This window comes from Pseudomonas sp. GT1P32, from assembly GCF_054897805.1.
The window spans coordinates 1,422,466-1,444,905 of sequence record NZ_CM142704.1; the positions used below are offsets into that span (position 1 = coordinate 1,422,466).

The window sequence follows — 22,440 nt, forward strand, 5'->3', positions numbered from 1 at the left end:
AGTTACTACCTTGGTACTGCCTCACTGGTACTTTCTGCATATTTCATCCCGTCCTCAGGCTTCCTATGCTGGCGCTACCCGTGATGGAGTGCCCTATGCGCCAGCTTGCCCCATATGCCCTGATCTACCTGCTGGCGATTGCCTGCGCCGCCGGGCTGGCGATGCAAAGTCAGGCGGCCGATGCACCGCTGCAAGTGCAGATCGGTTACCTGGGTTATCGCCCCGACTCGGGACCATTGCTGTCGAACATCATTCCCGAGCCCGTCGATGCCGGCCTGCGTGGCGCCGAACTGGCGATCACCGACAGCAACAGCACCGGGCGCTTTCTCAATCACAGTTACAGCCTGGCCAACGCCAACGTCGACAACCCGCAGGCCTTGCTTGATGCGGCCAGGGCGCAACACGCGCAAGGTCTGCGCCTGTTTGTGGTGAACGCGCCGGTGGCCAGCCTGCGGCAACTCAGCGCCGCCCTGCCCGACAGTTTGCTGTTCAACGCCGGCAGCCCGGATGACAGTCTGCGCACCACCGATTGCCTGCCAAACGTGCTGCACACGCTGCCGAGCCGGGCGATGCTCGCTGATGCCTTGGCGCAGTTTCTGGTGGTGCGCAAATGGCAACGGGCGCTGCTGATCGTCGGCCCGACCGCCGACGATCAAGCCTATGCCGCCGCCCTGCGCCGCGCGGCGAAACGCTTCGGCGTGCAACTGGTGGCGGAAAAAGCCTGGAGTTTCGATAACGATCAACGCCGCAGCGCCCAGGCCGACATGCCGCTGTTCACCCAGACCGCCGAGTACGACGTGGTACTGGTGGCCGATGAACGCGGTGACTTCGGTGAATACGTGCCCTACCAGACCTGGTATCCGCGCCCGGTGGCCGGCACTCAAGGCCTGACCCCGGTGGGCTGGCACAAGACCGTGGAAACCTATGGCGCCGCCCAATTGCAGAAACGCTTCGAAGCCATGGCCGGGCGCTGGATGAACGACCGCGACTTTGCCGCGTGGATGGCCGTGCGCAGCATCGCCAGCGCGGTGAGCAAACTGCGTCAGACCGATCCAATGGCGATCCGCAACCTGGAAATCAGCGACCAATTGCCGCTCGATGGCTTCAAGGGTCGCAAGCTCAGTTATCGCCCGTGGAACGGCCAGTTGCGCCAGCCGATCCCCATCGTGCAGCCAAGGGCGCTGGTCAGCACCTCGCCACAGGACGGCTTTCTGCACCCCTTCAACGAAATGGACAGCCTCGGTTACGACAAACCCGAGGTCAACTGCCGCTTTCCCTGATCTTCCACAACAACAATAAGGAATCCGCCATGCGCCGCACCCTGCTTTCATGCGCCCTGTTACTCGCTGCCGGGCACGCCGCGGCCAGCACCGCCTGGGTCTCCAACGAAAAAGACAACAGCCTCAGCCTGATCGACATGCAGACCCTGCAAGTCACCGACACCCTGCCCGTCGGCCAGCGCCCGCGCGGTCTGTTGCTGTCCCACGACAACAAGCTGCTGTACATCTGCGCCAGCGATTCGGACCGGGTGCAGGTGATGGACGTGGCCACGCGCAAGATCATCAAGGAATTGCCATCGGGCAAAGACCCCGAGCAATTCGCCCTGCACCCGAACAATCGCTGGCTCTATGTTTCCAACGAGGACGATGCGCTGGTGACGGTGATCGACACCGAAACCTCCAAGGTGCTGAGCCAGATCAACGTCGGCGTCGAGCCCGAAGGCATGGCCGTCAGCCCGGACGGCAAATGGGCCGTGAACACCAGCGAAACCACCAACATGCTGCACTGGATCGACACCGGCACCCAGTCCCTGGCCGACAGCACACTGGTGGATCAGCGCCCGCGTTTCGTCGAGTTCGCGCCCGATGGCAAACAGTTGTGGGCCTCGGCGGAAATCGGCGGCACGGTGACGATTCTTGACGTCGCCACCCGGCAGGTTCTCAAGACCCTGACCTTCCAAATCAAGGGCGTGCACCCGGACAAGGTGCAACCGGTGGGCATCAAACTCAGCGCCGATGGCAAGTACGGTTTCGTTGCGCTGGGCCCGGCCAACCATGTCGCGGTGATCGATGCCAAAACCTTCGAAGTCCTCGATTATCTGCTGGTCGGCCGCCGCGTGTGGCAGATGGCGTTCACCCCGGATCAAAAGCAATTGCTCGCCACCAATGGCGTCAGCGGCGATGTGTCGGTGATTGATGTCGACAGCCTCAAAGTGAGCAAATCGGTGAAGGTCGGGCGTTATCCGTGGGGCGTGGTGGTGACGCCATGAACGCACTGGAAGTCAGCGACCTGAGTTTCGCCTACGGTGCGCGGGAGGCGTTGCGCCAAGTGAGTTTCAGCCTGGCGCCCGGTCGTTTTGCGGCGCTGCTGGGGCCAAACGGCGCCGGCAAGTCGACGCTGATTGCCTTGCTGACCCGGCTGTACGATGTGCAACGGGGTGATATCCGTGTCGGCGCTTGTTCGTTGCGGGATGCGCCGCGCCCGGCGCTCAAGCAGTTGGGTGTGGTGTTTCAGCAAAGTACGCTGGACCTGGACCTCAGCGTCGAGCAGAACCTGCGTTATCACGCCGCGCTGCACGGAATGTCGCGGCGTGAAACCGCAATTCGGGTCGATGCCGAACTGGCCCGTCAGTCGTTGACCGAACGCCGTCGCGAGCGGGTACGCGAGCTGAATGGCGGTCATCGTCGCCGGGTGGAAATCGCTCGCGCGCTGCTGCATGAGCCACGCCTGTTGCTGCTCGACGAGGCCAGTGTCGGCCTCGATCCGGCCAGTCGCCTGGCGCTCAATCAACACATCCGCAGCCTGTGCCGCGAGCACCGCCTCAGCGTGCTCTGGACCACGCACTTGCTGGACGAGGTGCAGCCGAGCGATGACTTGCTGATTCTCCATCAAGGCCGTTTGGTCGCCAGTGGCCAGGCCGATGCATTGAGCCTGGAACACGGCGGAGACTTCGGCTCGGCCTTCGCTCGCCTGACGACCTCGGGAGCCGTGCGATGAATGCTTATTGGCAATGTTTCAGCGGCATCGTGCTGCGTGAATGGCTGCGGTTTGTGTTGCAGCGCACGCGGTTTCTCAGTGCACTGGTGCGCCCGCTGCTGTGGTTGCTGGTGTTCGCCGCCGGTTTTCGCGCGGCACTTGGCATCGCGATCATCGAGCCCTACGACACCTACATTCCGTATGAGGTCTACATCATTCCGGGGCTGGCCTGCATGATCCTGTTGTTCAACGGCATGCAAGGTTCGCTGTCGATGGTCTATGACCGGGAGATGGGCAGCATGCGCGTGCTGCTCACCAGTCCCTTGCCCCGCACGTTTCTGCTGTGCAGCAAACTGTTGGCCACGTCGCTGATTTCGCTGTTGCAGGTGTACGCCTTCCTGGCGATTGCCTGGGTATACGGCGTGCAGCCACCGGCCATGGGCCTGTTGATCGCCTTGCCGGCGTTGTTGCTGGTGGCGTTGATGCTCAGTGCGTTGGGGTTGTTGCTGTCAAACGCGATCCGCCAGTTGGAGAACTTCGCCGGGGTGATGAACTTCGTGATCTTCCCGCTGTTTTTCCTGTCGTCGGCGCTGTACCCGCTGTGGAAGATGCGCGAGTCGAGCGAGTGGTTGTATTGGTTGTGTGCCGTGAACCCGTTTACGCATGCAGTGGAACTGGTGCGGTTTGCCTTGTACGAGCGCTTCAACCCGTTGGCATTGGCGGTATGCATCGGCCTGACGCTGTTGTTCTCGCTACTGGCAGTCCTCACCTTCAACCCCCAACACGCCGCCCTGCGCAAATCCAGCTGATCCCACGGATCCCTGTGGGAGCGAGCCTGCTCGCGAAGGCGGAGTATCAGACGACTTCAATGCTGGATGTAATGGCCTCTTCGCGAGCAGGCTCGCTCCCACATTTGGATCTCCAACAAACTTGAGGAAATTACTACTTTAGTACTGGTTTTCCTGTCTATCGTCGCATTCCCAACGCACCGCGACTGGCATGTAATGGGTCCATAACTATAAGGACTGAACCCATGCCGCGTGCCCGACGTGTTCTGCTGCGCCCTTCCCTCGCTGTGTTATCGCTGAGCCTGTTGCTGGGCGTCGCACACGCCGAAACACCGCTGTTCTCCGCTGATGGCTACCGCATCGGCCTGTACCGCAGCCCCACGCCGAATCAGGCCGAGGGCGCCGCCATCATTGACACCGCCGCCCTGCAAACCCTGCTCACCCAGACGCCTCGCCCGGTGTTGATCGATGTCTACCGCCGCCAATGGCTGCAAGGGCGTTTCATCGAGGACCAGCCCCACGAAAACCTGCCCGGCAGCCACTGGCTGGCCAACACCGGCGACGGCGACCTGGCGCCCGATTGGCAGGACTATTTCGCGCGTAACCTGGATAAATTCACCGCCGGCAATGCCCGGCAACCACTGGTCTTTTATTGCCGATCCGATTGCTGGTTGAGCTGGAACGCGGTCAAACGCGCCGCCGCCATGGGCTATAAGACTCTGTATTGGTATCGCGATGGCCTGGATGCCTGGCAAGCGGCGAACCTGCCCGTGACACCCGCCCTGCCCGAACCTTTCCCCTGACCTTTACGCGTGCGTGTTGTTGCCACACCATAATCAAAATAATGAGGTGAAAGGCTATGTACAAAATTCTGATTGCCGACGATCACCCGCTGTTTCGCGAAGCCATTCATAACGTCATCAGCGATGGATTCCCGGGCAGCGAGGTCATGGAAACCGCCGACCTCGACAGCGCCCTCGCGCTGACTCAGGACCACGACGACCTGGACCTGATCCTGCTCGACCTGAACATGCCCGGCATGCACGGCCTCAATGGCCTGATCAACCTGCGCAACGAGGCACCGACCATTCCAGTGGTGATTGTCTCGGCGGAACAGGACAAACAGATCGTGCTGCAAGCCATCACCTATGGCGCGGTGGGTTTCATCACCAAGTCCTCGCCACGGGTGCAGATGACCGAGGCGATCCAGCAGATTCTCAATGGCAACGTCTACCTGCCGCCGGACATCATCCGCACGCAGAAAAGCGGCACCCACCGCCGGATGAACGACACCCCGAGCTTCCCGCCGGAACTGCTCCAGGCCCTGACCCGCAAACAGTTGCTGGTGCTGGAGCGCATGACCAAAGGCGAGTCGAACAAACAGATCGCCTATACCCTGGAAATCGCAGAAACCACGGTCAAGGCCCACGTTTCGGCGATCTTGCGCAAACTCAATGTGCACAATCGGGTGCAGGCGATTCTGAGTGCCGGGGATATTGATTTTGGCTCTTATCTACGACGTTGAGACCGCGTCGCGCCCATCGCCAGCAAGCTGGCTCCTACAGGAACAACGCAATCCCCTGTAGGAGCCGGCTTGCCGGCGATGAGGCCATCAGCACCCGCACAAATTTCAGGGCCGGCCGAGCAAATCGCCAGCAAGCCGGCTCCTACAGGAACAACGCAATCCCCTGTAGGAGCCGGCTTGCCGGCGATGAGGCCCTCAACATCAACAAAAATATCAAGGTCGGCCGAGCAAGTGACTCATCGCCGTCTTCAGCTTCATCGGCCGCACCGGCTTATGCATCAAGGTGTGTCCCAACTCTCGAATCTGCAATTTGAGTTCATTGCTGTAATTGGCGGTGATCATCATCGCCGGAATGGCTGAGCCGCGCCGGGCGTTGATCCGCGCCACGGCATCCACGCCGTTCTGATCGTCATCCAGGTGGTAATCGGCAATCAGCAAATCCGCCTCGGCGTGATAATTGTCCACTTGCCGCGCCAGGTCCTGCTCCGATAGCGCCGTCACCACCAGACAACCCCAGCCTTCGAGCAAGGTGCGCATGCCGGCGCAAATCGCCGCATCGTTATCCAGTACCCATACCCGCGCACCGCGCAGGCGCTCAAGCATCGGCTCACTCATCAACAGGCTCGGCAGTGCCTTGGGTGCCGTCGCGCTCAAAGGCACCTCGACGGAAAACACCGAGCCCTTGCCCGGCCACGAACGCACGTGAATGCGGTGCCCAAGAATCCCGGCAATTTTCTCGACGATTGCCAGCCCCAGCCCCAACCCGCGATCCTGATCCGGACGTTGCACATCACCGCGTTTGAACTCCTGAAAAATCTCTTCCAGACGGTTTTCGACGATGCCCATGCCGCTGTCCCAGACCTCGATCGACAGCCGCTGATAATGCCGTCGGCAACCGAGCACCACGCGGCCGCTGTAGGTGTAGCGAATCGCGTTGCTCAACAGGTTGCGCAAGATCCGCGCAAGCAATTGAATGTCGCTGCGCACCAGCGCCGAACACCCGATGAAATGCAGCTCAAGCCCTTCACTGCGCGCGACCTGGGTGTACTCGGCGGCGAGGTTTTCCAGCAACTCGCTCAAGGCGAACGGCGTAATGTCGGCCTTGATCACCCCGGCATCGAGTTTGGAAATGTCGACCAGCGTGCCGAGCAGATTCTCCACGTCTTCCAGGGAATTGCTGACGTTGCGCACCAGAATCTCGTTGGCCAGCGGCTCCCGGCGTTCGAGTAAGGCACTGGTAAACAGGCGCGCGGCATTCAGCGGTTGCAGCAAGTCATGGCTGACGGCGGCAAGAAACTTGGTCTTCGACAGGTTGGCCTGCTCGGCTTCAAGCTTGGCCTCGCGCAGGCGTGATTCAACCCGCCGACGTTCGTCGATCTCGCGCAGCAACTGGTCATTGAGGGTCGTCAGTTCCGCCGTACGTTCGCGCACTCGCAGTTCGAGGTTCTGATAGGCCTGGTGCAACGCCTCGGCCGTGCGGCGGCGTTCGGTGATGTCGCGGATCAACACGAAAATCCCCACCACTTCGCCGGTTACCAGCCGATTGGGCACGTAGGAGCGCAGCATGTAGCGCTCCTGATTATTGATGTTGGTTTCGGCGAACTCGAACGTCACGCTTTCACCGGCCAACGCTCGTGCCACATAGGCTTCCAGGCGCTGGTAATGCTGCTCGCTGTGCACTTCACGCAGGCTCTGCCCGAGCATCACGCCACGTGGCCAGCAGTACCATTCTTCGTAGACCTTGTTGGTGAACTCATAGACCAGATCGGCATTGAGGTAGGCGATCAGCGCCGGTACGTGGTCGGTGATCAGGCGAATCCAGCGCTCGCTTTCGCTCAGCGCTTCGGCGTGCTGGTAGCGTTCGGTGATGTCGGTGAAGGTGTTGACGAAGCCGCCGGTGGGCAACGGATGCGTGCGGATTTCCAGGACCCGGCCATCGTACAGACGCTGCTCGCATTCCTGCACCGGGCGCCCATTGCCGTCGCGGCTGGCCGGGGTCAGCAGGTTCAACTCGCTGTCGGCGATCACTTCGGCGAACGGTCGGTGCGCCGCCACCGGCGCCAGGCCGCTGAGCTCAAGGAAGCGTCGGTTCCACAACTCCAGAATGCCCTCGGCGTTGACCATCGCTACGCCTTGGGACAGGTTGTCCACGGCCCGTTGCAACAAATGCGATTTCTGCGCCACGGCCTGCTCGCGGCGCACGGTTTCACTGAGTTTGACGTCGGTGATGTCGGTGAACAGGATCACCCGCCCGCCTTCTTGGGTCGGCCGTTCGCTGACTTGCAGCCAGCGACCGTCCTGCAAGCGGAACAGCAGGTTCTCATCGGCCTGCCCGCGCGGTTCTTCGGTGAACAGCCCGGTGGACAGCATCAACCGCTTGACCTCGGCCAGGCGCATGCCGGCGTTGATCCGCACCCGGCTGTTACCCCAGAACGCCTTGAAGCGACTGTTGAACAGCACGATCCGCTGCTCCGCGTCGAACAATACAAAGGCGTCGGAAATGCTCTCGATGGCGTCGATCAGGTGTTGATGCGCGGTTTCCGCGCGCAGACGCGCTTCGCTGAGCAAGTGATTGCCTGACTTCAGTTCAGCCATGGCCTGGTTCAAGGCATCGGTACGCTCACGCACCTGTTCGGCCAGCACCACCGAATGCTGGAACGCCGCGTACGGGTCGTTGCCGCGGGTGATTCCGGACTCGATACGTTCGATCAGCGCACTATTGATGCGCTGCAATTTGTGGTTTTCGTGCCGCAGGCTGGCGACTTGAGCCGCAAGCTCAGCGATGTCCAGGGGAGCGGCCTCGGGCAATGGCAACCCCGGTGAAGGTCTGGTTGATGTGCATGCCATTGAACTGTTCTCCGTAGGTGTTGAAACCCATCACCCGCTGGTCGCGCAAAAACCTGCCGATCTGCTCCAGATTGCCGCCGTCTTCCAGTTCCAGGCGCCTGAGAAAACAGTCGCAGCCGATGGTCAACAACAGGTCACCGAGGCGTTCCTGCAAACCGTCGAACAGGGTTTGCAGATTGGGCAGCATCGGCCCTGGCGTCATGACGGTGAGGACGATGCCGTTCTCCACTGCGCAGTAGAAACTCAGGCTCAAGTCCGGATGCACCTGCTGGATGGCCCGCACGTAATACTGATCGTTGATTCGCACCGCCAGCGGGTGGGCGGCGAAGATCCGGTGATCGAGTTCAGCCACGGGCACGCCGATGTGTCGGGCGTACTCCTCGGCGGCCGGTTCAGCATTCAGTTCGAAGACCCGGCGCGAGGCGCTGTCGGCGCCAGTGACCACCAGTTTTTCCGCTCTCGGCAGGATGTGGTGGGTGGTGAAGACTTCGAAGTCGAGCCAGGTGTTGACCAGCACCACCACCGCCGCGCCACTGTGGAACTCGCCGCCGAAGTAAACGTGGGTGTGGGTCAGGTAATTGTCGTCGCCGGCCGAGCCACCGAAATGCGGGATGTCACCCAACGCAGCGCTCAACGCCGCGAGCACCATTTCTTCACGACTGGACAAACCATCGAGCAAGGTCAGGGCGAAGCTGTTGCCCTTGATCGGCGCCAGGGTGTTGCTGCGACAACCACTGACCAGACGCTCGACCATTTGCTGGGCGTCGATCAGGCTGAAGCGCTCCATCTCGTCGATCAATTCGGCGTCGATGGAAAAATGCCGATGGTCGAAACCCACGGCTGTCACGCAGTTGCGCCCGTAACCCAGCGGGGTGATTTCCCCGGCGCTGGTGCAACCGACCAGACGGATACCGCCGAAGCTCTGCTGCAAGGCCTGGCCCAGCGCCTGCAAGTCGTACTCGGCGGAGCAGAAAAACAGCACAAAGCCCAAATGCGGGTGCAGCAACTGCCGCGCCAGCTCCTGGGCCACCTGCTGGGCATCGGTCGCCTGGGACATCGCACTGACGACCCCGTCGCTCTGAACCTGCTGCATCGTCGCCTCCCGCAGGTGCGCATGTGTGAGGTTGGAGTGTACGAAGGCAGCGGTCAGCGACGTATGCTACTTGGGTAGCGGTCAGGCGCTTCGATGGGATGAGAGTTCCAGCAAACACACAAAACCTGTAGGAGCCGGCTTGCTGGCGATAGCGGTGAGTCAGGCAACAATGATGGTGACTGACAGTCCGTCATCGCCAGCAAGCCGGCTCCTACAAATCTGCGCCCGGCGCGGCATTTTCTGCATCACACAAAACCTGTAGGAGCCAGCTTGCTGGCGATAGCGATGGGTCAGGCAACAATGATAGTGGCTGACAGTCCGCCATCGCCGGCAAGCCGGCTCCTACAATTCCGCGCCCGGCGCGCCGTTTTCTGCCATGACACAAAACCTGTAGGAGCCGGCTTGCTGGCGATAGCGGTGGGTCAGGCAACAATGATGGTGGCTGACAGTCCGTCATCGCCAGCAAGCTGGCTCCTACAAGGGATTGGGGGTTACCAGGTCAACACCGCCCCCACCGCGAAGGTGTCGGTGTCTTCGTTTTGCGCGCTGGTTTGGTGGCCATTGATTTCGAACTGGTTGTACTCGGCCACCAGTTTCAGGTTGTCGTTGACGTCATGGAACAGCGCAATGCCGCGAGTCTCATAGTCCGCGCCGCTGCCCACCACGCCGTTGCCGTCGTCCTTGGTCTTGCCGTAGGACAAGGCCAGGCGGTTTTTGCCCAATTTGTACGAGCCCTGCAACAGGTAGCCGTCGCTGTCGACATTACGCAACGTCGGTTCGCCGGCGTTGTTGGTGAAGAACGGGTTGATGCCCTTGGCCTGAAAACCGGAACCGGTCAGCGACAAGCCACCCATTTTCGCCTGCACGCCATAGCCAACGCCTTTGGAGGTGACGGACTGCACCGTGGAATCGGTGTTGTCCGAAGTCTGGTAGCTGCCGTTGAGCCAGCTATAAATCTTCGCCCCGGCAAGGTCGAACTGGTAAGTGATCTCGCTCTCGGTGCGCGGGTTTTCCTGATAGGCCTTGCCGGTCGCGCTGCTGTCGTTGGTGTCCACCGGGTCCATGATCCCGACCGCGACTCGCAAGCCGTCCATCACCGGGGTGCGGTAAGTGATCTGCGACGTCGGGAACGGGTACGGATAGCCGCTGCCGATGTTGCCGAACGACACCCCGCCGCCATCCACCAACCCGAGCGTATCGCTGACCTGGCCGTAACCGGCCAGCAACTCATCGAGCAGAATGTTGGAACGGGCAAACAGACCGAAGTCCTTGCCGATCAGCACTTCGCCCCATTCCGGGTTGGCCACCGTGCCGTAGAACTGCCGCACGTCGATGGCGGTGTCGGTGCCGTTGGTTTCACTATCGTTGATGGTCACCCAGAACGACGCCCGGGCGCCGAGCTTGAGGTCGTCGACCTGCTTGCCCATGTTGAAGCCAAGGTAGTTGGGCAAAAAGCCCATTTTCACCCGCGCCTGTCGACGGTCGAACTGCTCGCCGGCACGGTCGACATCGCTGTTCACATAGAAGGCGTTGATGTAGCCATCCGTGGAAAACGTGGTCTGGTCCTTGTCGTACAGCATGATTTCGGCTTCGGCCATTGAGCTCAAACCCAGGGTCGACAGGCTGGCGATGAAGGCTGGCAAGTAACGGTGCTTGAAATTCTTATTGTTGTGCATGACGCGCTCCGCAGCGGGGGACTGGATGTCGGAGGCGATTATCGAAAGCGGACCGGCGGCGTCATACGCTGCCTTGGGGGTGGTTGTGAAGTGCTTTGGCGTGGCCGGTGGCGTGCAGCAAGTTCGGTGTAAGACCGGGCCACGACGAGGGCCCGGAACTTAGGGTGTAAGACGGCTAGACGCCGGCCTTGAACAGCATGTAGGCCGCGACCACCACGCAGAGGCTGGCGAAGCCGATCTGCAAGGCCCGGGCCGGGACTCGGGCGCACAGCTGTCGGCCAACGATCATGCCGATGACGCTCGCGACGATGAACGCCACGCCCAGACCATCGATCCGCACCCCGGCATGAAATGCACCGATCACGCCGATGGCAGAAATCAGGCTGATGACCATCAAAGACGTCGCGACGATCCCGCGCATCTGCACATCGGTCAGTTGCTTGAACGCCGGGACGATCAGAAACCCGCCGCCGACCCCGAGCAACCCGGAGACCACGCCGGTCACCGCGCCAAGTGCGGCCAGGGTTGCGGTGCATTTGGCGGTCCAGGAAAATCGCCCGGTCTGTTGATCGAGCATGCAGTTTTTCTGGCCCCAGTTGGCGTGGCCGTGGTCGCTCGGCCCTTCTTCCTGGCGCTCGCGCCGCAGCATCCGCCAGGCCACCATGACCATCAGCAGGCTGAACAGAATCATCAGGATTTTTTCCGGCAGTTGATGGGCAAAGTAGATGCCGACCGGGGAAAAAATCGCCCCCAGCAAGGCGATCAACAACGCCGCGCGATAACGCACCAGGCCATGGCGCAACCCATCGACGGCGCCGACCGCCGCCGCGCTGCCCACCGCAAACAATGCAACGGGGGCCGCTTGTGTCATGGTCAAACCCAACCCCAGCACCAGGGCCGGAACCGCAAGAATTCCGCCACCGGCGCCGGTCAATCCGAGGACCAGGCCCATGGCCACACCAAATAAACTTGCCAGCAACATAAAACGCTCGTGATCCGTGAGAAGAGCCGGGAACGCCCGGTATCGATGACTGACAGGATAGAGCCCGCGCAGCTTTTTTCCTGCATTGAATTGATCGGGGCTGGTCAGCGCAGGGAAAATGAAACTACCCTGAACATCTGTCCCAAAAGAAACGGCCACCATGCCTGCCTTGATTGAAGCCTTCCTCGACCCCGCCTCATCGACCTACAGTTACGTCGTTTACGAGGCCGACGGCGGCCAGTGTGCAATCGTCGACCCGGTGCTCGACTACGACCCGGCCGCCGGGCGCACCGCCACCACCCAAGCCGATAAAATCATCGCCTTTGTGGGTGAACATCAGTTGCAGGTGCAATGGCTGCTGGAAACCCACGCCCACGCCGATCACATGTCTGCCGCGCCTTATCTGCGTCGGGAGCTGGGCGGCAGGATTGCGATTGGTCATTCGATCAGCAAGGTGCAGGGCGTGTTCAAAGGCCTGTTCAACCTTGAGCCGGAATTTGCCGTGGACGGTTCGCAGTTCGATCACCTGTTCGCCCCCGACGAATCGTTCATGATCGGCAACCTCAAGGCCACAGCGCTGCACGTGCCCGGTCACACGCCGGCGGACATGGCCTATTTGATCGACAGCAGCGTCATTCTGGTGGGCGATACGTTGTTCATGCCGGATGTCGGCACTGCGCGCTGCGACTTTCCCGGCGGGAATGCCAATCAACTGTTCGCCTCGATCCGGAAGCTGCTGGCGTTTCCGGCCAGCGTGCGGCTTTACGTTTGCCACGACTATCCGCCTGAAAATCGCAAACCCCAGTGCCAGACCACGGTAGGCGAGCAGCGCAAGAGCAACATCCACATCCATGACGGCATCGACGAAGCGGCATTCGTCGCCATGCGCACCCAACGCGATGCGGGGCTGGGCATGCCCACGCTGTTGTTGCCGGCGATTCAAGTCAACGTACGAGCCGGGAATTTGCCGCCACCCGAAGAAAACGGCGTCACCTACCTGAAAATCCCCCTGAACAAACTCTGACTCTTGCTGGCGATGGCGATTCCGAAGCCGCCATCGCTGGCAAGCCAGGCTCCCACAATTGCGCGGTGTCACACCAAACCGAACCCACCACAAAACCTGTAGGAGCCAGCTTGCTGGCGATGGCGATCCCGAAACCGCCATCGCTGGCAAGCCAGGCTCCTACAAATGCGTGGTGTCACACCAACCCGAACCCACCACAAAACCCGTAGGAGCCAGCTTGCTGGCGATTCCGAAGCCGCCATCGCTGGCAAGCCAGGCTCCTACAATTGCGCGGTGTCACACCAACCCGAACCCACCACAAAACCTGTAGGAGCCAGCTTGCTGGCGATAGCGGTGTGTCAGGCAACAATGAAGGTGGCTGATGCGCCGCCATCGCCAGCAAGCCGGCTCAGACAGTTATGTGGTGTTGAGGGGGCGGTCAATTGGTCAGGGTCAATCCATTTGCCGGCAGCGGCAGCGCGGTTTTATAGCGCACCTGCTTCAGTGCAAAGCTTGAGCGGATGTTCGCCACACCGGGCACTTTGGTGAGGAAGTCCATCATGAAGCGCTCCAGCGACTGAATCGTCGGCACCAGCACCCGGATCAGATAATCCGGATCACCCGCCATCAAATAACACTCCATCACTTCCGGACGATCCGAGATCGCTTCCTCGAAATGCTGCAACGCCTCCTCCACCTGTTTCTCCAGGCTGACATGAATGAACACATTCACATGCAGCCCCAGCAGGTCGGCATCCAACAGCGTCACTTGCTCGCGAATCAGGCCCAATTCTTCCATCGCCTTGACCCGGTTGAAGCACGGCGTCGGCGACAGATTCACCGAGCGCGCAAGGTCGGCGTTGGTGATGCGCGCGTTCTCCTGAAGGCTGTTGAGAATGCCGATATCGGTACGGTCCAATTTGCGCATGAGAAAAAACCACCTGTTATTTTTGTTTATGCAGATTTTTTAACCTCAAATGACCACCAACGCAACGAAACACAGATAAATATTCTCCTGCGCCGGGCCTATGATGTTTGTAGGACAAGATTTCCATAACACGTGGAATGACGGTCAGCTCACTACAAGAAATTCACAAGATCGAGCGTAGAAGCCATGAACCAAGCGTACGAACCGCTGCGCCTGCACGTCCCTGAACCTTCGGGCCGCCCAGGCTGCAAAACCGACTTCTCCTACCTGCGTCTGACCGACGCCGGCACGGTGCGCAAACCCGCCATTGACGTAGAACCCGCCGACACGGCCGACCTGGCCAAGGGCTTGATTCGCGTGCTCGACGATGAGGGCAATGCCCTCGGTCCGTGGGCCGAAGGCGTCCCGGTCGAAATCCTGCGTAAAGGCATGCGCGCCATGCTCAAGACGCGGATCTTTGACAACCGCATGGTCGTCGCCCAGCGTCAGAAAAAAATGTCGTTCTACATGCAAAGCCTTGGCGAAGAAGCCATCGGCAGCGCCCAGGCCCTGGCCTTGAACATCGACGACATGTGCTTCCCGACCTACCGCCAGCAAAGCATCCTGATGGCACGTGAAGTGCCGCTGGTGGACCTGATCTGCCAGTTGCTGTCCAACGAGCGCGATCCGCTCAAAGGCCGTCAGTTGCCGATCATGTACTCGGTGAAAGACCACGGTTTCTTCACCATTTCCGGCAACCTCGCCACCCAATTCGTACAAGGCGTGGGCTGGGGCATGGCCTCGGCAATCAAAGGCGACACCAAAATCGCTTCGGCGTGGATCGGCGACGGCGCCACAGCTGAATCCGACTTCCACACCGCCCTCACCTTCGCCCACGTTTACCGTGCGCCAGTGATCCTCAACGTGGTCAATAACCAGTGGGCTATCTCCACCTTCCAGGCAATCGCCGGTGGTGAAGCGACCACGTTTGCCGGTCGTGGCGTCGGTTGCGGTATTGCCTCCCTTCGGGTCGATGGCAACGATTTCATCGCGGTCTACGCCGCCTCTGCCTGGGCCGCCGAACGCGCCCGCCGCAACCTCGGCCCGACCATGCTCGAATGGGTCACCTACCGCGCCGGCCCGCACTCGACGTCCGATGATCCGTCCAAATACCGCCCCGCCGATGACTGGAGCTACTTCCCGTTGGGCGACCCGATTGCGCGCCTGAAGCAGCACCTGGTGAAAATCGGTCACTGGTCCGAAGAGGAACACGTCGCTGTCAGCGCCGAACTGGAAGCCGAAGTGATCGCCGCACAGAAAGAAGCCGAGCAGTACGGCACCCTCGCCGGCGGCCAGATTCCGAGCGCCGCGACCATGTTCGAAGACGTTTATAAAGAGATGCCGGAGCACTTGAAGCGCCAGCGTCAAGAGTTGGGGATCTGACATGAACGATCACAACAACAATATTCAACCGGAAACCGCCATGACCACGACCACCATGACCATGATCCAGGCCCTGCGCTCGGCCATGGATGTGATGCTTGAACGTGACGACAACGTCGTGGTGTTTGGTCAGGACGTTGGCTACTTCGGCGGCGTGTTCCGTTGCACCGAAGGTTTGCAGAACAAGTACGGCACCTCCCGCGTGTTCGATGCGCCGATCTCCGAAAGCGGCATCGTCGGCGTTGCCGTGGGCATGGGCGCCTACGGTTTGCGTCCGGTGGCCGAAATCCAGTTCGCCGACTACGTGTACCCGGCGTCGGACCAGATCATTTCCGAAGCCGCCCGCCTGCGTTATCGCTCGGCCGGCGAGTTCACCGCCCCGATGACCCTGCGCATGCCTTGCGGCGGCGGCATCTATGGCGGCCAGACGCACAGCCAGAGTATCGAGGCGATGTTCACTCAGGTCTGCGGTTTGCGCACGGTGATGCCGTCCAACCCGTACGACGCCAAAGGCCTGCTGATCGCCTCCATCGAAAACGATGACCCGGTGATCTTCCTGGAGCCAAAACGCCTTTACAACGGCCCGTTCGATGGTCACCACGAACGTCCGGTCACGCCATGGTCGAAACACCCGGCCGCGCAAGTCCCGGACGGTTACTACACCGTGCCGCTGGACGTCGCCGCCATCACCCGTCCGGGCAAGGACGTGACCATCCTGACTTACGGCACCACCGTTTATGTGTCGCAGGTCGCTGCTGAAGAAACCGGTATCGACGCTGAAGTCATCGACCTGCGCAGCCTGTGGCCGCTGGACCTGGAAACCATCACCAAGTCCGTGAAGAAAACCGGCCGTTGCGTGATCGTTCACGAAGCGACCCGCACCTGCGGTTTCGGTGCCGAACTGGCTGCCCTGGTGCAAGAGCACTGCTTCCATCACCTGGAAGCGCCAATCGAGCGCGTCACCGGTTGGGACACCCCCTACCCGCACGCGCAAGAGTGGGCGTATTTCCCTGGCCCGTCCCGAGTGGGCGCGGCTTTGAAACGGGTTATGGAGGTCTGAATGGGCACGCACGTTATTAAAATGCCGGACATTGGTGAAGGCATTGCAGAAGTTGAACTGTCGGTGTGGCACGTCAAGGTCGGCGACATGGTCGTCGAAGATCAGGTGCTGGCCGATGTCATGACCGACAAGGCGATGGTCGACATCCCTTCGCCGGTGCACGGCAAGGTGATTGCGCTGGGCGGCGTGCCCGGCGAAGTCATGGCGGTTGGTAGCATTCTGATCAGCATTGAAGTCGAAGGCGCGGGCAACGTTAAAGAGTCGGCCCAGCCTGCAGTTGCCGCCGCGAAAGAAGCACCGGCACCCAAAGTCGAAGCTGTTGTAGTGACCAAACCGGCTCCTGCCGCAGCGCCGCGAGCGGCCGTCTGCCAGGGCCCGATGGTGGCTCGCGAAGCCGACGAGCGTCCGCTGGCCTCCCCGGCCGTGCGCAAACATGCACTGGACCTCGGCATTCAATTGCGCCTGGTGCGTGGCACCGGCCCTGCCGGTCGTGTGTTGCACGAAGACCTGGACGCCTATCTGGCGCAAGGTCAGTCGAATGCAACGACCGCCACCGCCGCTTACGCCCAGCGCAACGACGAAGAACAGATCCCGGTGATCGGCATGCGCCGCAAGATCGCCCAGCGCATGCAGGACGCCACTCAGCGCGCTGCCCACTTCAGTTATGTCGAAGAAATCGACGTGACCGCCGTGGAAGAACTGCGTGCGCACCTGAACGAAAAACACGGTGCGACCCGTGGCAAGCTGACCCTGTTGCCATTTTTGGTCCGTGCCCTGGTTGTCGCCCTGCGCGACTTCCCGCAGATCAACGCCCGTTACGACGACGAAGCCCAGGTCATCACCCGCCTCGGCGCGGTGCATGTGGGCATCGCCACTCAAGCCGACATCGGTTTGATGGTGCCCGTGGTACGTCACGCCGAAGCCCGCAGCCTGTGGGACAACGCCGCCGAGATCTCCCGTTTGGCCAACGCCGCGCGTAATGGCAAGGCCAGCCGCGATGAATTGTCCGGCTCGAGCATCACCCTGACCAGCCTCGGCGCCTTGGGCGGCATCGTCAGCACCCCGGTGCTGAACCTGCCGGAAGTGGCGATCGTCGGCGTCAACAAAATCGTCGAACGCCCGATGGTGGTCAAAGGCCAGATCGTGATTCGCAAGATGATGAACCTCTCCAGCTCCTTCGATCACCGCGTGGTCGATGGCATGGACGCGGCGCAATTCATCCAGGCCGTTCGTGGCCTGCTCGAACAACCCGCTACCTTGTTTGTGGAGTAAGGCATGCAGATTTTGAACACCACGCTGCTGATCATCGGCGGCGGCCCTGGCGGTTACGTGACGGCGATCCGTGCCGGTCAGCTGGGCATCTCGACCATTCTGGTGGAAGGCGAATCGTTGGGCGGTACGTGCCTGAACATCGGCTGCATTCCGTCGAAGGCGTTGATCCACGTCGCCGAGCAGTTCCACCAGACGCAGCACCACAGCCAGCACTCGGCGTTGGGCATCAGCGTGTCGGCGCCGACGCTCGATATCAGCAAAAGTGTTGAATGGAAGGACGGCATCGTTGATCGTCTGACCACCGGCGTTTCGGCGCTGCTGAAAAAGAACAAAATTCAGGTTATTCAAGGTTTTGCGAAAGTTATCGATGGTAAAACCGTAGAAGTCGGCGACACGCGTATTCAGTGCGAACACCTGGTGCTGGCCACCGGGTCGAAAAGCGTCAATCTACCGATGCTGCCAATTGGCGGGCCGATCATTTCCTCCACCGAAGCCTTGGCGCCGACGTCGGTGCCAAAACGGCTGGTGGTGGTCGGTGGCGGTTACATCGGTCTGGAACTGGGGATTGCCTATCGCAAGCTCGGCGCCGACGTCAGTGTGGTCGAGGCACAGGATCGTATCCTGCCGGCCTACGACGCTGAACTGACCCAGCCTGTTCATGATGAATTGAAAAAACTCGGCGTGAAGCTTTACTTGAAGCATAGCGTCCAAGACTTTGATTCTAATAACAATACATTGCAGGTTCTTGAACCGAACGGCGAAACCCTGAACCTGGAAACCGATCAAGTACTGGTCGCCGTTGGCCGCAAACCCAACACCCAGGGCTGGAACCTCGAAGCGCTGAATCTGGACATGAACGGCTCGGCAATCAAGATCGACAACCGTTGCCAGACCAGCATGCGCAACGTCTACGCCATCGGCGACCTCAGCGGTGAACCGATGCTTGCGCACCGGGCCATGGCTCAGGGCGAGATGGTGGCCGAGCTGATCAGCGGTAAAACCCGCGAGTTCAACCCGACGGCTATCGCTGCCGTGTGCTTCACCGACCCGGAACTGGTGGTGGTCGGCAAGACCCCGGACGAGGTCAAGGCAGCGGGCCTGGACTGCATCGTTTCAAGCTTCCCGTTCGCGGCCAATGGCCGGGCGATGACGCTGGAATCGAAAAGCGGCTTCGTGCGAGTGGTCGCTCGTCGGGACAATCACGTGATTGTTGGCTGGCAGGCCGTTGGCGTGGGTGTTTCGGAATTGTCGACCGCGTTTGGCCAAAGCCTGGAAATGGGCGCCCGGCTGGAAGACATCGCCGGCACCATCCATGCGCATCCGACCTTGGGCGAAGCGGTGCAGGAAGCGGCGTTGCGGGCTCTTGGCCACGCGCTGCACCTGTAAAACCAAAGCGTACGCCGAACCTGTAGGAGCCGGCTTGCCGGCGATGGCGGTACATCTGGCACACCGAGTCGTAGCGATCGCCGGCAAGCCGGCTCCTACAAGGATTGCATTCCGGGCTGCGAATTGGGCCCGGAATGAAGTATTGTTGTCCCCATCCAAAAAACGTCAGAAGCCTTGAACCGTTTCGGCGGTTGTTAAGTGATAGAGGGTGTCATGGGTAACGAAAGCATCAATTGGGACAAGCTGGGTTTTGACTACATCAAGACCGACAAGCGCTATCTGTCGCACTATCGTAATGGTGAGTGGGACAAAGGCACCCTGACCGAAGACAATGTGCTGCACATCAGCGAAGGTTCGACTGCCCTTCACTATGGCCAGCAATGCTTCGAAGGCATGAAGGCCTACCGTTGCAAGGACGGCTCGATCAACCTGTTCCGCCCGGACCAGAACGCCCTGCGCATGCAGCGCAGCTGTGCACGCCTGCTGATGCCATTCGTGGAAACCGAGCAGTTCATCGAAGCCTGCAAGGCAGTGGTCCGCGCCAACGAGCGTTTCATCCCGCCTTACGGCACTGGCGGCGCGCTGTACCTGCGCCCGTTCGTGATCGGCGTGGGTGACAACATCGGCGTGCGTACCGCCCCCGAGTTCATCTTCTCGATCTTCTGCATTCCGGTTGGCGCTTACTTCAAAGGTGGCCTGACCCCGCACAACTTCCTGATCTCCAGCTACGACCGCGCCGCCCCACAAGGCACTGGCGCAGCCAAGGTCGGTGGCAACTATGCCGCCAGCCTGATGCCTGGCTCCCAAGCCAAGAAGGCGCATTTTGCCGACTGCATCTACCTGGACCCGATGACCCACACCAAAATCGAAGAAGTCGGTTCGGCCAACTTCTTCGGGATCACCCACGACAACAAGTTCGTCACCCCGAACTCGCCGTCGGTACTGCCAGGCATCACCCGCCTGTCGTTGATCGAACTGGCCAAGACACGTCTGGGCCTGGAAGTGGTTGAAGGTGATGTGTTCATCGACAAGCTGTCCGACTTCAAGGAAGCCGGCGCTTGCGGTACGGCTGCCGTGATCACCCCGATCGGCGGCATCAGCTACAACGACCACCTGCACGTGTTCCACAGTGAAACCGAAGTCGGCCCGGTCACCCAGAAGCTCTACAAAGAGCTGACCGGCGTGCAAACCGGCGACATCGAAGCGCCAGCAGGCTGGATCGTCAAGGTTTGATCTGACATCTGCTGCATCCAAGCCCTCCATCGTCTTGGCGATGGGGGGCTTTTTTTTGGGGCTTTCACTGGCTTAGCCCGGTCCATTGTAGGAGCCAGCTTGCTGGCGATGGTCGTTAACGATAACGCGTACGGACGGGTTCACCGTGACGCGCTTGAGCTCATCGCCAGCAAGCCGGCTCCTACAGGTTCTGTGTTTCCCGAGAGTCCGTGTCAGGAACTCCGTTTGCCAGTGTGAGGCGCTTGCCCACCCTGCCCTTGATGCCGCTGACCTGATCGGCCTGGGTGATCAATCCCGGAATCAGCGCGCCTACGGGCAGATTTTGCTGCAGGTCAAACCGGGCGCCGATTTCCTTGCTGCCCATCGCGGTCAACGTCAGCGCCCGGCTGTCCAGATCCTGCGTCACCCATTTGCGCTTGATCGCCGTTTGCAGCAACGCCGCGCCCAACGAACCACCCAGATGCGGGCGGCGCATGCTCCAGTCCAGACACGGGCAGGCAAACCGTCGGCGCTGCGTGGCCAGGTCGTTGACTTCAATGCCCAGCCCTTCGAACAACGTCTCGCCGCTGTCACTCAGCCGATAAGCCTGTTCATCCGTTTCCAGCAGCCAGCCTTTTTCCAGCAGCCGGTCATGCAGCAACACCGCCAGCGTGCCGGCCATGTGGTCGTAGCACGTGCGGGCAAATTGCAGGCGGTCCGGGGTTCGCGGGTTGAAGGTCGGCGCGCTGTTCTGGCCGATCACCATCAACGCTTCCAGCGCCTGGGCCACGCGTTTGTCCGCGAGGCTGTAGTAGCGATGACGCCCTTGAACGTGCAGACGCAGCAGCGCCAGTTCCTTGAGTTTGGCCAGGTGCGCGCTGGCGGTGGAAGCGCTGACTTCGGCAATCGCCGCCAACTCAGTGCTGGTGCGGGCGTGGCCGTCCATCAAAGAACACAAGATTCTGGTCCGCGCCGGTTCGGCAATGGCCGCCGCCACCTGTGAAACACCGAGGTCGAGTGGTTCTGCGTTCATATTTCGCTCCCGGACGAATCAAGCCCCTTTCGGACTGGAGATAGTAGCAACACTTTTCCCACCACGAACAAGGCTGCGACCCATGGACCCGATCATCGCTGCGACTCATGTCGATCCTTATCCTTATTACGCGCAGTTGCGCGCTCAAGGCGGACTGGTTTTTCACCAGGGACTGAAACTGTGGGTGGCCAGCAGCGCCAAGGCCGTGACGGCGGTGCTGGCGCATCCTGACTGTCACGTTCGGCCGACTCACGAACCAGTGCCCAAGGCCATTGCCAGTGGCATGGCCGGCAAGGTCTTCAGTCAGTTGATGCGGATGAACGAGGGCGAACGCCAACGTTGCCCAAGATCGGCGATCCAGCCGGGGCTGGCGCTTATTGACGGGGAGGAAGTCAACGCGTTGGTCGGCGCACGTTTGCTCAGTCCGGACGCCGAAGGTCTGCACAAGGCAATGTTCCTTGGCCCGGTGTGCGTGGTGGCGGCGTTGCTGGGGTTTTCGCCCGCTCAGGCTCGGGTGATCAGCAAGCTGACCGGCGATTTCGTCGCGTGCCTGTCACCCCTCAGCGCTCAGGCACACCTGGACGCTGCTCATGCGGCGGCGGAACAATTGCGCGGTTACTTCATTGAGTTGCTGGATGACCCGGACAATCAAAGCGCCCTTCTTGCCGGTATCCGCCAGCGTTTTGCGGCAAGCTCCGCCGACAGCGATGCCTTGATCGCCAATCTCATCGGCCTGTTCTCCCAGACCTATGAAGCCGCCGCCGGGCTGATCGGCAATGCGTTACTGGCGTTGATTCGACATCCGCAGTGGCTGAACGATTCGATCAACATTGACGACCTGTTGGCCGAAGTCCAGCGCTTCGATCCGCCGGTACAGAACACCCGTCGTTTCGTCGCCGCCACCTGTGAAATCGATGGCGTGAACTTCAATGCGGGCGATGTGATCCTGGTGCTGCTGGCGTCGGCCAATCGCGACCCGCAGCTCAATGAGCAGCCTGATGCATTCATGCTCGAACGCCCGCAGCGTCGCAGCTTCACCTTCGGCGCCGGTCGCCATCAATGTCCCGGGCAGATGCTGGCCTTGAGTATCGCCAGCGCCACGCTGATGCAAATTCTGGCATTGAAGCCCGACCTGGAGCGATTGACCTGGCGCTACCGCCCTTCCCTGAATGGCCGAATTCCACTGTTCTCATGAAGCGCATCGCAGCACATTAGTTACATCAGGTTAAGGGTGTAA

General features: G+C 60.7%; 19 protein-coding genes. 13 read left to right on the forward strand and 6 right to left on the reverse strand.

The genetic code is table 11. The annotated features are described in order from the left end of the window. The first annotated feature begins 95 nt into the window (after positions 1-95). The 6 genes from ACYZUC_RS06440 to ACYZUC_RS06465 all read left to right on the forward strand — a co-directional run bounded on the left by ACYZUC_RS06440 (position 96) and on the right by ACYZUC_RS06465 (position 5,289). Positions 96-1,280, forward strand: coding sequence for an ABC transporter substrate-binding protein (locus ACYZUC_RS06440; protein WP_461994431.1), 1,185 nt, complete (start codon positions 96-98; stop codon positions 1,278-1,280). A 29-nt stretch (positions 1,281-1,309) separates the two neighbouring features. Continuing rightward, on the forward strand, positions 1,310-2,269 hold the full coding sequence (locus ACYZUC_RS06445; RefSeq protein ID WP_461994433.1) for a YVTN family beta-propeller repeat protein: 960 nt from the start codon (positions 1,310-1,312) through the stop codon (positions 2,267-2,269). Beyond that, entirely contained in the window at positions 2,266-2,997 is a 732-nt protein-coding gene (locus tag ACYZUC_RS06450; RefSeq protein ID WP_461994434.1) for an ABC transporter ATP-binding protein, read from the forward strand. Before ACYZUC_RS06445 ends, ACYZUC_RS06450 begins: the two co-directional genes overlap by 4 nt. Continuing rightward, positions 2,994-3,785, forward strand: a complete 792-nt coding sequence (locus ACYZUC_RS06455) for an ABC transporter permease (RefSeq protein ID WP_008024895.1) — start codon at positions 2,994-2,996, stop codon at positions 3,783-3,785. Before ACYZUC_RS06450 ends, ACYZUC_RS06455 begins: the two co-directional genes overlap by 4 nt. Positions 3,786-4,009: 224 nt before the next feature. Beyond that, a complete protein-coding gene (locus ACYZUC_RS06460) occupies positions 4,010-4,567 on the forward strand; it encodes a PQQ-dependent catabolism-associated CXXCW motif protein (RefSeq protein WP_461994436.1) in 558 nt (185 codons plus the stop codon). A gap of 56 nt (positions 4,568-4,623) precedes the next feature. Further along, positions 4,624-5,289 carry a response regulator transcription factor gene (locus tag ACYZUC_RS06465; protein ID WP_084320911.1) on the forward strand — a complete coding sequence of 222 codons (666 nt, stop codon included), beginning with the start codon at positions 4,624-4,626 and terminating at the stop codon, positions 5,287-5,289. Positions 5,290-5,502: 213 nt separating this feature from the next. Here ACYZUC_RS06465 and nahK read toward each other — a convergent pair whose 3' ends face one another. From nahK to ACYZUC_RS06485, 4 genes are all read right to left on the reverse strand, one after another. Beyond that, positions 5,503-8,136, reverse strand: coding sequence for a hybrid sensor histidine kinase/response regulator NahK/ErcS' (gene nahK / locus ACYZUC_RS06470; RefSeq protein WP_461994438.1), 2,634 nt, complete (start codon positions 8,134-8,136; stop codon positions 5,503-5,505). Beyond that, on the reverse strand, positions 8,066-9,229 hold the full coding sequence (gene nosP, locus ACYZUC_RS06475; RefSeq protein WP_008024902.1) for a nitric oxide-sensing protein NosP: 1,164 nt from the start codon (positions 9,227-9,229) through the stop codon (positions 8,066-8,068). Before nosP ends, nahK begins: the two co-directional genes overlap by 71 nt. 491 nt (positions 9,230-9,720) lie before the next feature. Then, positions 9,721-10,905, reverse strand: a complete 1,185-nt coding sequence (locus tag ACYZUC_RS06480; RefSeq protein ID WP_461994440.1) for a porin — start codon at positions 10,903-10,905, stop codon at positions 9,721-9,723. A gap of 175 nt (positions 10,906-11,080) precedes the next feature. Next, the gene (locus ACYZUC_RS06485) at positions 11,081-11,887 is read right to left on the reverse strand and encodes a sulfite exporter TauE/SafE family protein (RefSeq protein ID WP_461994442.1); all 807 of its coding nucleotides are present in this window, start codon (positions 11,885-11,887) and stop codon (positions 11,081-11,083) included. Between the two features lie 160 nt (positions 11,888-12,047). Here ACYZUC_RS06485 and ACYZUC_RS06490 point away from each other — a divergent pair, with 160 nt between their 5' ends. After that, positions 12,048-12,911 (forward strand): MBL fold metallo-hydrolase, encoded by an 864-nt coding sequence (locus ACYZUC_RS06490; RefSeq protein ID WP_461994444.1) that lies wholly within the window; start codon positions 12,048-12,050, stop codon positions 12,909-12,911. 418 nt (positions 12,912-13,329) lie between these two features. Here the strand turns inward: ACYZUC_RS06490 and bkdR are convergent, their stop codons facing one another. Beyond that, positions 13,330-13,818 carry a Bkd operon transcriptional regulator BkdR gene (bkdR, locus tag ACYZUC_RS06495; protein ID WP_008034067.1) on the reverse strand — a complete coding sequence of 163 codons (489 nt, stop codon included), beginning with the start codon at positions 13,816-13,818 and terminating at the stop codon, positions 13,330-13,332. Positions 13,819-14,004: 186 nt separating this feature from the next. On the opposite strand from bkdR, the gene ACYZUC_RS06500 reads away from it, so the two are divergent. From ACYZUC_RS06500 to ACYZUC_RS06520, 5 genes are all read left to right on the forward strand, one after another. Next, positions 14,005-15,240 carry a thiamine pyrophosphate-dependent enzyme gene (locus ACYZUC_RS06500; protein WP_461994446.1) on the forward strand — a complete coding sequence of 412 codons (1,236 nt, stop codon included), beginning with the start codon at positions 14,005-14,007 and terminating at the stop codon, positions 15,238-15,240. A gap of 1 nt (position 15,241) precedes the next feature. After that, positions 15,242-16,300 (forward strand): alpha-ketoacid dehydrogenase subunit beta, encoded by a 1,059-nt coding sequence (locus tag ACYZUC_RS06505; protein WP_461994448.1) that lies wholly within the window; start codon positions 15,242-15,244, stop codon positions 16,298-16,300. After that, positions 16,301-17,572, forward strand: a complete 1,272-nt coding sequence (locus ACYZUC_RS06510; RefSeq protein WP_461994450.1) for a dihydrolipoamide acetyltransferase family protein — start codon at positions 16,301-16,303, stop codon at positions 17,570-17,572. A 3-nt stretch (positions 17,573-17,575) separates the two neighbouring features. Further along, positions 17,576-18,958, forward strand: coding sequence for a dihydrolipoyl dehydrogenase (lpdA, locus tag ACYZUC_RS06515; RefSeq protein WP_461994451.1), 1,383 nt, complete (start codon positions 17,576-17,578; stop codon positions 18,956-18,958). Positions 18,959-19,171: 213 nt separating this feature from the next. Next, positions 19,172-20,191 carry a branched-chain amino acid aminotransferase gene (locus ACYZUC_RS06520; protein ID WP_461994453.1) on the forward strand — a complete coding sequence of 340 codons (1,020 nt, stop codon included), beginning with the start codon at positions 19,172-19,174 and terminating at the stop codon, positions 20,189-20,191. A 181-nt stretch (positions 20,192-20,372) separates the two neighbouring features. Here the strand turns inward: ACYZUC_RS06520 and ACYZUC_RS06525 are convergent, their stop codons facing one another. Further along, on the reverse strand, positions 20,373-21,203 hold the full coding sequence (locus tag ACYZUC_RS06525; protein WP_461994455.1) for an ArsR/SmtB family transcription factor: 831 nt from the start codon (positions 21,201-21,203) through the stop codon (positions 20,373-20,375). An 82-nt stretch (positions 21,204-21,285) separates the two neighbouring features. Here ACYZUC_RS06525 and ACYZUC_RS06530 point away from each other — a divergent pair, with 82 nt between their 5' ends. Continuing rightward, positions 21,286-22,398, forward strand: coding sequence for a cytochrome P450 (locus ACYZUC_RS06530; RefSeq protein ID WP_461994457.1), 1,113 nt, complete (start codon positions 21,286-21,288; stop codon positions 22,396-22,398). Positions 22,399-22,440 lie beyond the last annotated feature (42 nt).

Excerpts from the sequence above, each read along its gene's own strand:
- ACYZUC_RS06440 (WP_461994431.1), top strand. The coding sequence starts at position 96 with ATGCGCCAGCTTGCCCCATATGCCCTGATCTACCTGCTGGCGATTGCC.
- ACYZUC_RS06445 (WP_461994433.1), top strand. The coding sequence starts at position 1,310 with ATGCGCCGCACCCTGCTTTCATGCGCCCTGTTACTCGCTGCCGGGCAC.
- ACYZUC_RS06450 (WP_461994434.1), top strand. The coding sequence starts at position 2,266 with ATGAACGCACTGGAAGTCAGCGACCTGAGTTTCGCCTACGGTGCGCGG.
- ACYZUC_RS06455 (WP_008024895.1), top strand. The coding sequence starts at position 2,994 with ATGAATGCTTATTGGCAATGTTTCAGCGGCATCGTGCTGCGTGAATGG.
- ACYZUC_RS06460 (WP_461994436.1), top strand. The coding sequence starts at position 4,010 with ATGCCGCGTGCCCGACGTGTTCTGCTGCGCCCTTCCCTCGCTGTGTTA.
- ACYZUC_RS06465 (WP_084320911.1), top strand. The coding sequence starts at position 4,624 with ATGTACAAAATTCTGATTGCCGACGATCACCCGCTGTTTCGCGAAGCC.
- nahK (WP_461994438.1), bottom strand. The coding sequence starts at position 8,136 with ATGGCATGCACATCAACCAGACCTTCACCGGGGTTGCCATTGCCCGAG.
- nosP (WP_008024902.1), bottom strand. The coding sequence starts at position 9,229 with ATGCAGCAGGTTCAGAGCGACGGGGTCGTCAGTGCGATGTCCCAGGCG.
- ACYZUC_RS06480 (WP_461994440.1), bottom strand. The coding sequence starts at position 10,905 with ATGCACAACAATAAGAATTTCAAGCACCGTTACTTGCCAGCCTTCATC.
- ACYZUC_RS06485 (WP_461994442.1), bottom strand. The coding sequence starts at position 11,887 with ATGTTGCTGGCAAGTTTATTTGGTGTGGCCATGGGCCTGGTCCTCGGA.
- ACYZUC_RS06490 (WP_461994444.1), top strand. The coding sequence starts at position 12,048 with ATGCCTGCCTTGATTGAAGCCTTCCTCGACCCCGCCTCATCGACCTAC.
- bkdR (WP_008034067.1), bottom strand. The coding sequence starts at position 13,818 with ATGCGCAAATTGGACCGTACCGATATCGGCATTCTCAACAGCCTTCAG.
- ACYZUC_RS06500 (WP_461994446.1), top strand. The coding sequence starts at position 14,005 with ATGAACCAAGCGTACGAACCGCTGCGCCTGCACGTCCCTGAACCTTCG.
- ACYZUC_RS06505 (WP_461994448.1), top strand. The coding sequence starts at position 15,242 with ATGAACGATCACAACAACAATATTCAACCGGAAACCGCCATGACCACG.
- ACYZUC_RS06510 (WP_461994450.1), top strand. The coding sequence starts at position 16,301 with ATGGGCACGCACGTTATTAAAATGCCGGACATTGGTGAAGGCATTGCA.
- lpdA (WP_461994451.1), top strand. The coding sequence starts at position 17,576 with ATGCAGATTTTGAACACCACGCTGCTGATCATCGGCGGCGGCCCTGGC.
- ACYZUC_RS06520 (WP_461994453.1), top strand. The coding sequence starts at position 19,172 with ATGGGTAACGAAAGCATCAATTGGGACAAGCTGGGTTTTGACTACATC.
- ACYZUC_RS06525 (WP_461994455.1), bottom strand. The coding sequence starts at position 21,203 with ATGAACGCAGAACCACTCGACCTCGGTGTTTCACAGGTGGCGGCGGCC.
- ACYZUC_RS06530 (WP_461994457.1), top strand. The coding sequence starts at position 21,286 with ATGGACCCGATCATCGCTGCGACTCATGTCGATCCTTATCCTTATTAC.